Source organism: Lysobacter sp. GCM10012299, assembly GCF_042649405.1.
In the GTDB taxonomy this organism is placed as follows: domain Bacteria; phylum Pseudomonadota; class Gammaproteobacteria; order Xanthomonadales; family Xanthomonadaceae; genus Lysobacter_J.
Window position 1 is genome coordinate 16,352 of the sequence record NZ_JBHRZC010000002.1, and the last position, 14,098, is coordinate 30,449.

Consider the following 14,098-nt stretch of genomic DNA (forward strand, 5'->3'; position numbering starts at 1 on the left):
CGCGCCTAGATGGTGATCGGCGCCGCTTCGGGCAGTTCGATGATGAACCGGGCGCCGCCATGGCGCCGCGGTTCGTACCAGAGCTGGCCCCCGGCGTTGGCGATGATGCGCTTGGCCAGCGACAGGCCCAGGCCATTGGACAGGCCATTGGGGTCGTCGCCTTCGTGCAGGCGCACGAACGGCTTGAACAGTTCGCGCTGGCGGTCGGCCGGGATGCCCGGCCCGCGGTCGGCGACGATCAGCTGCCAGTAGCCCGGCGCGCCGCTGCGTGCGGTCAGCAGCAACTCGCAACCGGGCGCGTACTTCATCGCGTTGGTCACCAGGTTCTCGCTGACCTGACGCAGCACGCGCGGATGGATCGCGACCTGGGCCGGGCCAGAGGGCGGGCGCAGGTCGACGCGGATGCCGCGGGCATCGAGCTGGATCTCGTAGCGCTGCAGCAGCCACTCCAGCGTTTCGCCGAGGTCGGCGCGCTCGGCCGCGGCTTCCTGCGCGCGCCGCCCGCCCTGGCTTTCCAGGTAATGGCGGATGTAGCCCAGGGCGTCGTCGGCGCTCTCGTGGATCATCTGCAGGTAGCGCGGCACGCGTTCGGGCTTGCACACGCCGCTGCGCAGCAGCTCGCCGGCGAACAGCACGCTGCTGAGCGGATTCTTGAGGTCGTGGGCGACCAGGTTGACCAGTTCCTCGCGTTCGCGGGCCACACGTTCGAGGCGGTCGCGGGTGAGCTTGAGGCCGACGTGGGCGTTGACCCGGGCCAGCAGCTCCTCAGGCAGGAAGGGCTTGGTGACGTAATCGACCACGCCGGCGTCGAAGGCACGCAGCAGCAGGTCGCGGTCGTGGGCGGCGGTGACGAAGACCACCGGCACCTGCAACGGGCCCAGTTCGTGCAGCGAGGCGAGCACGTCGAAGCCGTCCATGCCGGGCATCATCATGTCGAGCAGGATCAGGTCCGGCGGCGATTCGACGTAGCGCTGCAGCGCTTCCTCGCCGCTGCCGGCGGTGATCACCTCGTAGCCCTGGCGGACGAGCAGGGTTCCGACCACGCGCAGGTTCACGTTCTGGTCGTCGACGACCAGAATGCGACCCGTCGTGCTGGGGCCCGAATTGCTTGTCGCTATGGCCATGCGTCCGTGTCCCCGTGGCGGCGACGTCCCCTCCCGCGCCGCGGCAGAATCGGTCCAGACGTTAGCAGAAACCCGCCGGAATGCGTGCATTTGGCTTCCTTTTGCCCGCAGTCCCGTGCCGGCATCGGTCGACATCCGGTCATGATCCGCAACACGACGTTGCGGGATGCGTCTGCCCCATGGACCACAACGCACCGCATCATGTAACACCCTACTTCAGCCGCCACCCCCATATGAGCCAGTCCTCCCGTCCGCTTGGCCGTTCGTCGCTGCAGGTGGCGCCGTTCGCGTTCGGCGGCAACGTGTTCGGCTGGAGCGCGGACGAGGCGACCTCCTTCGCCCTCCTCGACGCCTTCGTCGACGCCGGCTTCGACCTGGTCGACACCGCCGATTCGTACTCGTACTGGGTCCCCGGCAACCAGGGCGGCGAATCGGAGACGATCCTGGGCCGCTGGTTCAAGCGCGGCGGCAAGCGCGACCGGGTCACGATCGCCACCAAGCTCGGCAAGTGGGAACGCCACCGCGGGCTGTCGCCGGCCAATGTCCAGGCCGCGGTCGAGGGCTCGCTGCAGCGCCTGCAGACCGACGTGATCGACCTCTACCAGGCCCATGCCGACGACCCCGAGACGCCCCTGGCCGAAACCCTGGGTGCCTTCGCCCGCCTGATCGAACAGGGCAAGGTGCGCGCCATTGGTGCCTCCAACTACAGCGCACCGCGGCTGGCGGAGGCGCTGGAGACCTCGCGGCGCCACCACCTGCCGCGCTACGAGAGCCTGCAGCCGGACTACAACCTGTACGACCGCGCCGGCTTCGAGGCGGCACTGGAACCGCTGGCGCTGGCCCATGGCATCGCGGTGATCCCGTATTACTCGCTGGCCAGCGGCTTCCTCAGCGGCAAGTACCGCAGCGCCGCCGACGTCGGCAAGAGCAGCGCCCGCGCCGGCGCCATCGGCAAGTACCTCAACCCGCGCGGACTGCGCATCGTCCAGGCGCTGGACGATGTCGCCGCCAGCCACGCGGCCACGCCGGCACAGGTGGCCCTGGCCTGGCTGATGGCGCGGCCGTCGATCACCGCGCCCATCGCCAGCGCCACCAGCGTGGCGCAGCTGCAGGAACTGCTGGCAGCGGCGCGGTTGTCGCTGACGCCGGCGCAGGTCGCGCAACTCGACGGCGCCAGCGCGGAATGAGCGCTTCCTCGAACAGCGCTACGGCAACGCACCACGACCCTGCCACCCGCAGGATCGGCTTCACCCTCGCCGCCGTCGGCGCGGTGCTGTTCTCGGCCAAGGCGATCCTGGCCAAGTTCCAGTACCGCTACGGCATCGATGCGCTCGATGTGCTGGCGCTGCGCATGCTGATGTCGCTGCCGCTGTTCGTCGCCCTCGGCATCCACGAGTCGCGTCGCGCGGGCCGCCACCCGATGAGCCGTCGCGACTTCGGCCTGATCCTCATCCTCGGCGTGCTCGGCTATTACCTCTCCAGCCTGTTCGACTTCTGGGGCCTGGAATACGTGCCGGTGTCGCTGGAGCGGCTGATCCTGTTCCTCAATCCGACGTTCGTGCTGCTGATCGGTGTGTTCGCCTTCGGTCGCAAGGTCGCGCGCAAGGAGTGGATCGCGCTGGCGGTGAGCTATGCCGGCGTCGCACTGGTGTTCGTCGAGAACCTGCGCGTGCAGGGCGAACACGTGCTCTTCGGCAGCGGCCTGGTGCTGTTGGCGGCGCTGAGCTACGCGCTGTACCTGGCGATGTCGGGCCAGCTGATCCAGCGCATCGGCTCGCTGCGGCTGGTCGCGTACGCGATGTGCGTGTCGACCGCGGCGACGGTGATCCACTACCTGCTGCTGCGCGATCCGGTGCACCTGCTGCAGCTGCCCACGAATGTCTATTGGCTGGCGCTGGTCAACGCGATCTTCTGCACGTTCCTGCCGGTGACCTTCACGATGGGCGCGGTGGCGCGGCTGGGCGCGGGGTCGGCGGCGCAGATGTCGGTGATCGGGCCGGTGTCGCTGGTGTTCCTCGGCGCCTGGCTGCTCGGTGAGCCGATCACGGCGGTGCAGTTGATCGGCACCGCCGTGGTGCTGAGCGGCGTGCTGCTGCTCACAAGGCCGGGCGCGAACTCGGTGCCGGTGGCGAACTTCCCCGAGGACACCGATCCGCGCGAAGAGACGCGCGGCTGACACCTCGTTCCATCAGTCGCAATTGCGCCACTGGCCGGGTGCGAGATCGCCCAGCCGATACGGCCCGATGGCCACCCGCACCAGCCGCAACGTCGGCAATCCCACCGCTGCGGTCATGCGCCGCACCTGGCGATTGCGACCTTCGCTGATCGTGATCTCGAGCCAGGCATCGGGCACGGTCTTGCGGAAGCGCACCGGCGGATCGCGTGGCCACAGCGAAGGCGTTTCGATCCGCTGTACCTGCGCCGGTCGCGTCGGACCGTCGTTGAGGACGACGCCGCGCGCCAAGGCAGAAATCTGTTCGTCGCCTGGATCGCCCTCGACCTGCACCCAGTAGGTCTTGGGCTGCTTGTGCCGCGGATCGGTCAAGCGATGGGCCAGCGTGCCGTCGTCGGTGAGCAGCAACAGGCCTTCGCTGTCGTGGTCGAGACGGCCCGCGGCATACACGTCCGGCGGCAGGCCAAACCCTGCCAGAGTCGGCCGCGGCGGCGTGCTGCGGTCGGTGAACTGGCACAGCACGCCATAAGGTTTGTTGAATGCAATCAGCATGCGTGCAGGCGCGGGAAGCGCAGGTCGCTTCCCGCGCGGTCGGGATTACTTCGCCTTGCGGAAGCGCAGCGTCATGCGGTCGCTCTCGCCGATCGCCTTGTACTTGGCATCGTCGGCGGCGTCGTGGCGATTCACCGGCGGCAGCGTCCAGACACCGTTGGGATGGTCGGTGGTGTCCTTCGGGTTGGCGTTGATCTCGCTCTTCTCCTCGAGCACGAAACCGGCACCCTGGGCCAGCTGGATCACCAGGTCCTGGGTGAGGTAGCCGGACTCTTTCTGCTTGGCCAGGTCGGTGCCGGGCTTGGCGCGATGGTCGACCACGCCGAGCACGCCACCGGGCTTGAGCACGTCGTAAAACGCCTTGAAGTAGGTCTCGGCATTGCCGTCGCTGACCCAGTTGTGGGCATTGCGGAAAGTCAGCACGGTGTCGGCCGAACCGGCCCGGCCGAAGTTCGGCGCCTTGGGATCGAACACGCGCACTTCCGGCGTGCCGTACGCGGCGGCGTTGCCGGCGAACTTGGCGCGCAGGGTCTTGTTGAGGTCGTAGCGGTACTTGGGCTGGCCGGTGATGGCGTCGTCCCACACGGCAGCGACGTAATGGCCGCCGTCTTTCAGGTACGGCGCGAGGATCTCGGAGTACCAGCCGGCGCCCGGGGTGATCTCGATGACGGTCTGCTGCGGCGCGACGCCGAAGAACGTCAGGGTCTCGCGCGGGTGGCGGTACTGGTCGCGCGCGACATTGCGCGGGTCGCGGATGCTGCCAGCGAGGGCGGCGTCGAGGGCGGCGCCGTTGTTTGCCGTGGCGGCAGCAGCGGGGGCAGTGGCCGCAGCCGCCGCTTCGTTGGTGGCGTCGTGCGCACTGCTGGCGCAGCCGGCAAGCGCAACGGACACCAGGCTGGACAGCAGGACGACGGGCAGCGTGCGTTTCATGCGGTGGGCTCCAGGCCTTGGGTACGGGGGCGCCAGCCTAACCCCAAGCGCAGGCGGCGGCCATCACCCGGCCTTGCGACGCCTGGGCCCCGACGGCGCCTTGGCCGCCTTCGCCTTCTTGCGCGCGGCGCCGACGGGACGCGGCGGCTCCGCTTCGGCGGCCTCGTACACCTGCGCTTCCTCCAGCAGCCAGTCGCGGAACACGGCCAGTCCGCGGTGCCCGCGCGAGCGCGGCGGGAACACCAGGTAATGGGCGAACTCGGCCTTGAAGCGTTCGTCGAACAGCGTCACCAGGCGGCCGGCGTCGATCAGCGGACGCGCCAGCGTCATCCGCCCGAGCACGATCCCGAGCCCTTCGACGGCGGCGCGATGCAGGTTTTCCGAATCGTCGAGGATGGCGACGAAGCGTTCCGGCGGCGTGCCGCCGAATTCGGAGAACCATTCGCTCCAGCGACCGCCGGGCGCGCCAAGCAAGGGGAAGCTGCCAAGCGTTTCCAGCGTCGGGTAGCCCAGGCGTTCGAGCAGTGCCGGGCTCGCGGTCGGCGTCACCCAGTCGTCGAACAGGTGCACCGCTTCCAGGCCCGGCCACTTGCCCGGACCGAAGCGAATCCCGGCATCGATCGCGGTTTCGCGGGCGAAGTCGACCACGCCGATGTTCGATTGCAGGCTGATCTCCAGTTGCGGATGCGCGGCGAGGAAGCGCGGCAGGCGCGGCACCAGCCAGCTCGATGCGAACGAGGGCATCAGGGTGATCGTCAACGAGTCGTCGCGGCAAACGCGCGGCTGCAATGCACGTTCGATCGCGTCGAGGTGTGGCGCGATGCGTTCGTACAGCGCCTGGCCGTCGTCGGTGAGGCGCACGCCGCGCGCGCCGCGCACGAACAGGCGCCGGCCGAGACGTTCTTCGATCGCGCGGATCTGGTGGCTCAGCGCGCTGACCGTCAGGTGCATCGACTCGGCCGCGCGGGTGAGGTTGCCCATGCGCGCGGCGGCGGCGAATCCGATCAGTGACTGCAGGGGCGGACGACTCATGGACGGTTTCCAGTGCCGGTGGTCATTCCAAGGCTTGATCAGAACTCAACCCTTGGTTGCAAAACTGTCGCTTTTCCTTCGAATCCTGCAGGCCTATCTTGCAACCTGTTCAAGGAAGTTGTCCACGCCAGGCAGGCAAGACCATCCGGGAGTCCGCCATGAGCATCTTCACCAACCTGCTGTTCCTGCAGACGAACCAGACCGAGCCGCATCCGTTCGACGAGGACGACGACCGTTACTCGCACGGCTACGGCAACCGCGCCGCGTCCGAGAAGTACTTCGCCCCGCTGGGCCACGCGCGCGCCGCCCGCAAGGCCGAGGAAAAGCGCTCCGCGCCTGAACTCGACGTCCGCGACGCCATCGGTTGCTGCGCCTGAACTCGACGGTCGCAGCGGCCACGACACGAAGCTGAAGGTGCCAGGGACGGCGCCATGGCCCGCAGGCTGGCCGCCGCCGGTGGCATCATCGCCGCATGCAAGGCGTCCCCCTCCAGTTCGAGCATCCGCAGGACGTGGCGCAGTTCCGCCGGCCGACGCATCGCGCCGGCATCGAGCTGTACCGGGCGCACATCGTCCGCCACGCGTTCGAGCCGCACACGCACGAAGCCTTTGGCCTGGGCGCGATCGAGTCCGGTGTCGAACGCTTCCGTTACCACGGCAGTGACCATCTGGCGCCGGCGGATTCGCTGGTGCTGATGAATCCCGATGCGCTGCACACCGGTCGTGCCGAGACCGAGGGCGGCTGGCGCTACCGCATGGTCTACATCGATCCGGACGTGGTGGAGTCCGTCACCGGCGAGCGTGGCTGGTGGTTCGCCGACGCCGTCGCCCACGATCCAGCCAGCGCGCGCGAGGTGACGGCGCTGCTCGACGGCCTGTGGTTTGCCGATGAACCGCTGGCGTTCGACAGCCTGCTGTCGCAGTTGCTGCACACCTTCGGGCGCCAGGCCCGACGCCCAGCAGTCGCACGCCAGGCTGCGCCGCGATTCACGCCGGTCATCGACTACCTGCGTGCGAACCTCGACCGCTCGCTGACGCTGGAAGAGCTGGCCAGCGTGGCGGGCCTGAGCCCGTTCCATTTCCTGCGCAGCTTCCGCGCGGTCCACCACGCGACACCACAACAGATGTTGATGGCGCTGCGCCTGTTCGAAGCCAAGCGCCTGCTGGCCGATGGCCACGCACCCGCACGCGTGGCCGCGAGCGTCGGCCTGAGTGACCAGGCCCACCTCACGCGTGCGTTCGCCCGCCGCTACGGCGTCACTCCGGCGCGCTACCGCCAGCAGGTGCGCCAGTAGCGCAATCTGGTTCAAGACAGGCGCCGCCGATCCGCGCACGCTGTGTCACATGTGGATCGGAACCCTCTATGCGCTCGCCGCCGGCCTGATGTGGGGCCTGGTGTTCGTCGGCCCGCTGCTGCTGCCGGAATACCCGGCGGCCCTGCAGTCGGTGGGGCGCTATCTCGCCTTCGGACTGATCGCGCTGCCGCTGGCGTGGATCGACCGTGCCGCGTTGCGGCGTCTTTCGCGCATCGACTGGCTGGAAGCGGTGAAGCTGGCCGTCATCGGCAACCTCCTCTATTACCTGTGCCTGGCCAGCGCCATCCAGCTGGCCGGCGCGCCGTTGCCGACGATGATCATCGGCACCTTGCCGGTGGTGATCGCGATCAGCGCCAACCTGCGCGACCACCGCCGCGACGGTCGCCTGCCGTGGGCGAGGCTGGCGCCGTCGCTGCTGCTGATCGCTGCCGGCATCGGCTGCGTCAACCACGTCGAACTGCAGGCGCTGCGTGCCGATCCGCAGGCCAATCCGATGCGCTACGCGCAGGGTGCGCTGCTCGCCGTGGTCGCGGTGGCCTGCTGGACCTGGTACCCGCTGCGCAATGCCGACTGGCTGCGCGCGCACCCCGACCGCAACCCGCGCACCTGGGCGACCGCGCAGGGCGTGGCGACGTTGCCGCTGGCCGCCGTCGGCTACGGCCTGCTGTGGATAGGGATGGCGCTGGCCGGTGCCGATTTCGCGATGCCGTTCGGCCCGCGGCCGTGGTTCTTCATCGGCCTGATGGCCGCGATCGGCCTGTTCGCTTCCTGGCTGGGCACGACCTGCTGGAACGAAGCCAGCCAGCGCCTGCCGACCGCGCTGGCCGGACAGCTGATCGTGTTCGAGACCCTGGCGGCGCTGGCGTACGCCTTCGCGCTGCGTGGCCGGATGCCAGGCGCACTGAAGCTGCTGGGCATCGCTCTGTTGATCGCGGGCGTGGTGTGGGCGGTGCGGATACGCCCCGAGCCGGTGGTCGCCGAGGCGCACGCGTCCTGAGCACGTGAATGCGGGGCGGTTCCGTCGTCACGCCCAAGCCGCTACGATCCGGGCGTGGCGGAATATGGGATGCGCCACGCAACGGGGAAGCGCATGTCGCCAAGAGTCCTGATCGTCACGTTGTCGTTGGCCCTGGGCGCGGTCAGCGGCGCCTTCGGCTATTCGCTGATCGTCGCCAAGCGTGAACCGGCCAAGCTGGCCGCGGCACGCGCCGAAGGCCGGGCCGAAGGTCGCGCCGACGCCGAGAAGGCGGTCAGCGACGAGCTGGCCGCGCTCAAGCCTGTGGTGTTCGGCAAGGCGGCCGATGCCGATTCGAAGGTGGGCGGCGTGCAGTTCGGTTACGAATACGTCAAACCGAAGAACCCGGCGCTGGAGGAGTACTACAAGCTCGCCCACGACGGCGACCTGCTGCACAAGATGCCGGAAGTGCATGCCATCGACGGCATGCTGATGCTGCCGCGGCAGATCAACTACCTCACCGCCGAGTGCGGCGAACCCAACGCGTTCTACACGCCCGAGCGCGGCGAAGTGGTCATGTGCTACGAGACCATGAAGGTGCTGCTCGAGCGTGGCCGCGAGATGGCCGCGCAGAACAAGCTCGGCGACGACTACGCGCAGCGTTACCTGGATGCCAACTTCCGTTTCATCATCCTGCACGAGACGGGCCACGCCCTGATCAACATGCTGCAGATCCCGATCACCGGGCGCGAAGAGGATGCGGTCGACCAGCTCGCCACCACGCTGATGCTGCGCTTCGCCGGCCTGGACGAATCCACGACGGTGGTCACCGAGAACCTGCGCATGGCGTCGAACTGGTTCCTGGCGCGCAGCACCGGTGAATACAACCTCGATGCGTACGCCGACCAGCACGCGCTGGGCGAGCAGCGCTACTTCAACCTGCAATGCCTGCTGTATGGCAGCGATCCGGCGCGTTACCTGAGCATCGTCACCGACGGTGACCTGCCCGAAGCGCGCGCGAAGGGCTGCCCGGAAGAGGCGCGACGCATCAGCCAGTCGTGGCTACGCCTGCTGCTGCCGTACGTGGCGCCAAAGTTCGAGATGACGGAAGAAAAGGCGAACCGGCTGTTCCGGCAGCGTGAGCAGGAACGGGACCGGAACGCGTCGTTGCCGTACGTGCGTCCGGCGACGTCGCAAACGCCCTGATCGTCGTCCCGGCGAACGCCGGGACCCATCTTGACGTTGCACTGGCAATCGAGAGCAACGTCCATGGATTCCCGCCTTCGCGGGAATGACGGGCATAAGCAAAAAGGCCCGGCGTGTGCCGGGCCTTTTTCACGCAGCAACGGTGATAGGGCCTTACAGCGCCGCCACCGCCGCATTGAACGTCTCACTCGGGCGCATCGCCTTCGACATCAGCGCCACGTCCGGGTGGTAGTAGCCGCCGATCTCGACCGGCTTGCCCTGCACCGCCACCAGCTCCTCGACGATCTTCGCCTCGTTGCTCTCCAGCGCGGCCGCAAGCTTGGCGAAGCGCGCCTTCAGGCCGGCATCCACGTCCTGCGCGGCCAGTGCCTGCGCCCAGTACATCGCCAGGTAGAAGTGGCTGCCGCGGTTGTCGATGCCGCCGACCTTGCGCGAGGGCGACTTGTCGTTGTCGAGGAACTTGCCGTTGGCGGCGTCGAGCGCGTCAGCCAGCACGCGTGCACGGGCATCGCCGTAACGGTCGGCCATGTGCTCGATCGACGCGGCCAGCGCCAGGAACTCGCCGAGCGAATCCCAGCGCAGGTAGTTCTCCTCGACGAACTGCTGCACGTGCTTGGGCGCCGAACCGCCGGCGCCGGTTTCGAACAGGCCGCCACCGGCCATCAGCGGCACGACCGACAGCATCTTCGCGCTGGTGCCCAGTTCCATGATCGGGAACAGGTCGGTGAGGTAATCGCGCAGCACGTTGCCGGTCACCGAGATGGTGTCCTGGCCCTTGCGGATGCGCTCGAGCGACAGCTTCATCGCGTCGACCGGGGCGAGGATGCGGATGTCCAGGCCGCTGGTGTCGTGGTCCTTGAGGTAACGCTCGACCTTGGCGATCACGTTGGCATCGTGTGCGCGCTGCGGATCCAGCCAGAACACCGCCGGGGTGTGGCTCAGGCGCGCGCGGTTGACGGCGAGCTTGACCCAGTCCTGGATCGGCGCGTCCTTGGTCTGGCACATGCGCCAGATGTCGCCGGCTTCCACCGCGTGCTCCATCAGCACGTTGCCGGCCTCGTCGAGCACGTGCACGGTGCCGTCGGCGGGGATCTGGAAGGTCTTGTCGTGCGAGCCGTACTCTTCGGCCTTCTGCGCCATCAGGCCGACGTTGGGCACGCTGCCCATCGTGGCCGGATCAAACGCGCCGTTGGCCTTGCAGTCGTCGATCACCGCCTGGTAGATGCCGGCGTAGCAGCGATCCGGGATCACCGCCTTGGTGTCCTGCAGCCTGCCGTCGGTGTTCCACATGCAGCCCGAGTCGCGGATCATCGCCGGCATCGAGGCGTCGACGATCACGTCGCTGGGCACGTGCAGGTTGGTGATGCCCTTGTCGGAGTTGACCATCGCCAGCGCCGGGCGGCGGGTGTACTCGATGGCGATGTCGGCCTCGATCGCGGCGGCGACGTCGGCCGGCAGCGACGACAGGCGCGAATACAGGTCACCGATGCCGTTGTTGGCATCGAAGCCGGCCTGCTCCAGTTCCTTGCCGTGCTTGGCCAGCACGTCGCGGTAGTAACGCTTGACCACGATGCCGAACATGATCGGGTCGGAGACCTTCATCATCGTCGCCTTGAGGTGCAGCGAGAGCAGCACGTCCTGCGCCTTGGCATCCTCGATCTGTGCGTCGATGAAACGCGACAGCGCCGAGGCGCTCATCACCGAAGCGTCGATCAGCTCGCCGGCCTTGACCTTGATGTTGGTCTTGAGCATGTTGCGGCGGCCGTCCTTGCCGACCAGGTCGATGGAAACCGTGCCGGCCTTCTCCACCAGGTGCGACTGCTCGCTGCCATAGAAGTCACCGCCGTCCATGTGCGCGACGTGTGACTTCGATTCGCTGTTCCACTTGCCCATGCGATGCGGGTGCTTGCGGGCGTAGTTCTTCACCGACAGCGGTGCGCGGCGGTCGGAGTTGCCTTCGCGCAGCACCGGGTTGACCGCGCTGCCCTTGATCTTGTCGTAGCGGGCCTTGATCTCGTTCTCGCGCTCGCCCTGCGGCTCTTCCGGGTAATCCGGCAGCGCGTAGCCCTGCTGCTGCAGCTCGACGATGGCGGCCTTGAGCTGCGGCACCGAGGCGCTGATGTTGGGCAGCTTGATGATGTTGGCGTCCGGCGTGGTCGCCAGCTCGCCCAGCTCGGCCAGGTGGTCGCCGATCTTCTGGTCGTCCTTCAGGAAGTCCGGGAACTGCGACAGGATGCGGCCGGCCAGCGAGATGTCGCGCGTCTCCACGTCAATGCCCGCGGTGGCGGTGTACGCCGCGACGATCGGCAGCAGCGACTGCGTGGCCAGGAACGGCGCTTCGTCGGTCAGCGTATAGATGATCTTGGGGGTGTTGGACATGTCGGCGTGACTCGCTTGCGGATGCAGTGTGGTCGGGAGGCCTTTGCAGGCCGGGCAGCATCGCGGTGCTCGCGGATGCTTGCCGAGGGCGACGCGCGCCCGCGGGCGCGCAACCGTCGCATTGTCGCGGTTTCAGCGGGGCCGGCAAAGCATCAGCTTGCAACGCTGTGTGCGTTGCCGGCTTCCATACGCCCGGGTGTTGGGCGCCGGTCCTTCGGCCGGGCGCTCAGCTTGCCCCGCAGCACTTCTTGTACTTCTTGCCGCTGCCGCAGGGGCACGGTTCGTTGCGGTCGGGCGTGGCTTCGCGGCGGATGGGCTCGCGCGGGGTCAGCGCCTCGATGCGCTGGTGGTGCAGGTCGGCCAGCATGCCGGGCAGGCTGGCGATGATCTCCAGGCGCTCGCGGTAGCTGACCGGCGTGCCGGGTTGCTCGGGGTCTTCGCCGACGATCTCGCCGCTGGCGAGGCGGTCGAAGCGCAGGAAGATCTCGTCGATCCACTCGTGCTCGTCCAGCCAGGCGTCCCACGGGATCTCGCTCAGCTCGACGCCGCGGAAGAAGCCGAACGCCCAGTCGCGGCCGACATCGAGGTCGTCCTCCTGCTCCTCTTCCGGGTCCTCGGGCAGCCACAGCAGCGGCGCCAGGTGGTCGGGCAGGTCGTCATCGCCGAAGCGCACGCGCTGGCTGACCATGTTCCAGTGGCCCTGCAGCAGGGCTTCGACGGTCTCGCGCTCCTCGTCGTCCTTCCAGCGCGGCGGCGTGCCCCAGACCGGGCCCTGCCACTGCTCGAACGGGATCACTTCCGGGCCGACCGCGAGCGCGGACAGGTAGCCGTCGAGCGCTTCCAGGTTGAAGCCCTTGAAGGGCACCGCGCGCTGTTCCAGCAGCTCGGCCAGTTGTTCGATCTGGGTGTCGTCGAGATAGGCGGGGGCTTTCATCGGGGGGAACTCGCGATCACAGAAACACGACATGGTAGTCGCATGCGTGTTTTCTCGCCGAGAATGGCAGGGATTTCCCTCTCTCCAGCCCGATTCAGCGTCGCACACGCCCATGTCCGCCCCCTGTCCCTGCGGCCTCGGCCGACCGTATGCCGATTGCTGTGGCCCGCTCCATGCCGGCGCCGCCGCGACCACCGCCGAAGCGCTGATGCGCTCGCGTTACAGCGCCTATGTCCGGGGCGACAGCGACTACCTTCGCGAGACCTGGCACCCCGACACGCGGCCTGCGCCGCTCGACCTGGGCGACTCCGCGTCGACCCGCTGGCTTGGCCTGGAGGTGAAGCGGCATGCGATGACGGGCGCCGACAGCGCCATCGTCGAATTCGTCGCCCGCTACAAAGTGGGTGGCGCGCCGGCAGTGCGGCTGCACGAACTCAGTCGCTTCGTGCGCGAGGACGGGCGCTGGTTCTACGTCGACGGCGAGTTTCCCGCTCGCTGACGACGGCGCGCGCTGACGACAGGCAAAAAAAGGGGCGCGGCAAAGGACCGCGCCCATGCTTGCCCACCATGGGGTGGGGGAGAGAGGGTTCTGTCGTGTTACTTGATCTCGAATTCCGTGGTCGAGGCCGGCGCACCGTTGACGGTGACTTCGGCCTTGTACTTGCCTGCCGGCCACGGCTTGGCGTTGGTGAACTCGAAGTTGGTCGTCTCCGCACCGGTGGTGTTGAGGGTCTCCTTCTTCTCGCCGGCGGTCTGGCCGTCCTGGTAGACCAGGCGGGTGGAGACATCGGCGTTGCTGGCGGTGCCGTCGGTGGCCACCGAGACGATGATCTTGTCCTTCGGCGTGAACGCCATCGTCGGTGCGGCAATCTTCTTGTCCGCGCCCGCGGTGGTGCCGAGGGTGACGCTGGTGACGGCGACGCCGGCCGGAACCGGTGCCGGCATCGGCTCGGCCGGAGCGGCTGGCGTCGTCTCGACCGGCGCCGGGGTCACGGCAACGGGCTCTTCTTTCTTCTTGCAGCCCACCACGGCGAGCGATGCCAGCAAGGCGACGGCTACGGCGTAGTGCAGGCGATTGCGATTGATCATGGGTCGATCTCCTCGGAACTCTTTGACGCAAAGGGGAAGGGAGTGGGTCAGTCCTGCGGCGGAATCTTCAGCACCTGGCCCGGCTGGATCCTGTCGGGATCGTCCAGCTGGTCGCGGTTGGCTTCGAAGATCGCGTTCCACTTGTTCGCGCTGCCATAGAACTGCTTGGCGATATGCGAAAGGGTGTCGCCCTTGGCGACGGTGTAGGTCTGCTCACCTACCTTCTCGGCGGTGGTGTCGACGGAGGCAGTCACGCCCGAGAAATCGGCCTTCTCGACCTTCTCGGCGGTGGTGTCGACGTTGGCGCTTACGCCGGAAAAATCGGCTTTCTTATCCGGTGTGGTCATGGGTGGGAAGCTCCTGCCTAAATGGCGGAAGCACCATGACACGCGCCTTGTTAAGGAAATAT

General features: G+C 67.8%; 15 protein-coding genes. 7 read left to right on the forward strand and 8 right to left on the reverse strand.

The window, feature by feature from the left end:
- Nucleotides 1-5: 5 nt before the first annotated feature.
- On the reverse strand, nucleotides 6-1,124 hold the full coding sequence (locus ACFOPO_RS04445; protein ID WP_386701331.1) for a response regulator: 1,119 nt from the start codon (nucleotides 1,122-1,124) through the stop codon (nucleotides 6-8).
- Between the two features lie 233 nt (nucleotides 1,125-1,357).
- On the opposite strand from ACFOPO_RS04445, the gene ACFOPO_RS04450 reads away from it, so the two are divergent.
- Both ACFOPO_RS04450 and ACFOPO_RS04455 read left to right on the forward strand, forming a co-directional pair.
- Entirely contained in the window at nucleotides 1,358-2,311 is a 954-nt protein-coding gene (locus tag ACFOPO_RS04450; protein ID WP_386701333.1) for an aldo/keto reductase, read from the forward strand.
- Nucleotides 2,308-3,300 carry a DMT family transporter gene (locus ACFOPO_RS04455; RefSeq protein WP_386701336.1) on the forward strand — a complete coding sequence of 331 codons (993 nt, stop codon included), beginning with the start codon at nucleotides 2,308-2,310 and terminating at the stop codon, nucleotides 3,298-3,300. Before ACFOPO_RS04450 ends, ACFOPO_RS04455 begins: the two co-directional genes overlap by 4 nt.
- 12 nt (nucleotides 3,301-3,312) lie before the next feature.
- Here the strand turns inward: ACFOPO_RS04455 and ACFOPO_RS04460 are convergent, their stop codons facing one another.
- The 3 genes from ACFOPO_RS04460 to ACFOPO_RS04470 form a co-directional block, all read right to left on the reverse strand.
- Nucleotides 3,313-3,849 carry a pseudouridine synthase gene (locus ACFOPO_RS04460; RefSeq protein WP_386701338.1) on the reverse strand — a complete coding sequence of 179 codons (537 nt, stop codon included), beginning with the start codon at nucleotides 3,847-3,849 and terminating at the stop codon, nucleotides 3,313-3,315.
- 45 nt (nucleotides 3,850-3,894) lie between these two features.
- Nucleotides 3,895-4,779, reverse strand: coding sequence for a class I SAM-dependent methyltransferase (locus tag ACFOPO_RS04465; protein WP_386701339.1), 885 nt, complete (start codon nucleotides 4,777-4,779; stop codon nucleotides 3,895-3,897).
- Nucleotides 4,780-4,842: 63 nt separating this feature from the next.
- Nucleotides 4,843-5,811, reverse strand: a complete 969-nt coding sequence (locus ACFOPO_RS04470; RefSeq protein ID WP_386701341.1) for a LysR substrate-binding domain-containing protein — start codon at nucleotides 5,809-5,811, stop codon at nucleotides 4,843-4,845.
- Nucleotides 5,812-5,969: 158 nt separating this feature from the next.
- Between ACFOPO_RS04470 and ACFOPO_RS04475 the strand changes: the two genes are divergently transcribed.
- From ACFOPO_RS04475 to ACFOPO_RS04490, 4 genes are all read left to right on the forward strand, one after another.
- Complete coding sequence (locus tag ACFOPO_RS04475; RefSeq protein ID WP_386701343.1) at nucleotides 5,970-6,188, forward strand: hypothetical protein; 219 nt, start codon at nucleotides 5,970-5,972, stop codon at nucleotides 6,186-6,188.
- Nucleotides 6,189-6,283: 95 nt separating this feature from the next.
- The gene (locus tag ACFOPO_RS04480; protein WP_386701345.1) at nucleotides 6,284-7,105 is read left to right on the forward strand and encodes an AraC family ligand binding domain-containing protein; all 822 of its coding nucleotides are present in this window, start codon (nucleotides 6,284-6,286) and stop codon (nucleotides 7,103-7,105) included.
- Nucleotides 7,106-7,154: 49 nt separating this feature from the next.
- Nucleotides 7,155-8,123 (forward strand): DMT family transporter, encoded by a 969-nt coding sequence (locus ACFOPO_RS04485; RefSeq protein WP_386701347.1) that lies wholly within the window; start codon nucleotides 7,155-7,157, stop codon nucleotides 8,121-8,123.
- Nucleotides 8,124-8,216: 93 nt separating this feature from the next.
- A complete protein-coding gene (locus ACFOPO_RS04490; protein WP_386701349.1) occupies nucleotides 8,217-9,287 on the forward strand; it encodes a DUF4344 domain-containing metallopeptidase in 1,071 nt (356 codons plus the stop codon).
- Between the two features lie 153 nt (nucleotides 9,288-9,440).
- Here the strand turns inward: ACFOPO_RS04490 and ACFOPO_RS04495 are convergent, their stop codons facing one another.
- Together ACFOPO_RS04495 and ACFOPO_RS04500 are read right to left on the reverse strand one after the other, a co-directional pair.
- Nucleotides 9,441-11,666, reverse strand: a complete 2,226-nt coding sequence (locus ACFOPO_RS04495; protein WP_386701351.1) for an NADP-dependent isocitrate dehydrogenase — start codon at nucleotides 11,664-11,666, stop codon at nucleotides 9,441-9,443.
- Between the two features lie 226 nt (nucleotides 11,667-11,892).
- Nucleotides 11,893-12,600 (reverse strand): UPF0149 family protein, encoded by a 708-nt coding sequence (locus tag ACFOPO_RS04500; protein WP_386701353.1) that lies wholly within the window; start codon nucleotides 12,598-12,600, stop codon nucleotides 11,893-11,895.
- A 112-nt stretch (nucleotides 12,601-12,712) separates the two neighbouring features.
- Between ACFOPO_RS04500 and ACFOPO_RS04505 the strand changes: the two genes are divergently transcribed.
- On the forward strand, nucleotides 12,713-13,099 hold the full coding sequence (locus ACFOPO_RS04505; protein ID WP_386701355.1) for a YchJ family protein: 387 nt from the start codon (nucleotides 12,713-12,715) through the stop codon (nucleotides 13,097-13,099).
- 98 nt (nucleotides 13,100-13,197) lie between these two features.
- Here the strand turns inward: ACFOPO_RS04505 and ACFOPO_RS04510 are convergent, their stop codons facing one another.
- Together ACFOPO_RS04510 and ACFOPO_RS04515 are read right to left on the reverse strand one after the other, a co-directional pair.
- Nucleotides 13,198-13,689 (reverse strand): hypothetical protein, encoded by a 492-nt coding sequence (locus ACFOPO_RS04510; RefSeq protein ID WP_386701357.1) that lies wholly within the window; start codon nucleotides 13,687-13,689, stop codon nucleotides 13,198-13,200.
- A 47-nt stretch (nucleotides 13,690-13,736) separates the two neighbouring features.
- Nucleotides 13,737-14,036, reverse strand: a complete 300-nt coding sequence (locus tag ACFOPO_RS04515) for a LysM peptidoglycan-binding domain-containing protein (protein WP_200608122.1) — start codon at nucleotides 14,034-14,036, stop codon at nucleotides 13,737-13,739.
- Between the last annotated feature and the right edge of the window lie 62 nt (nucleotides 14,037-14,098).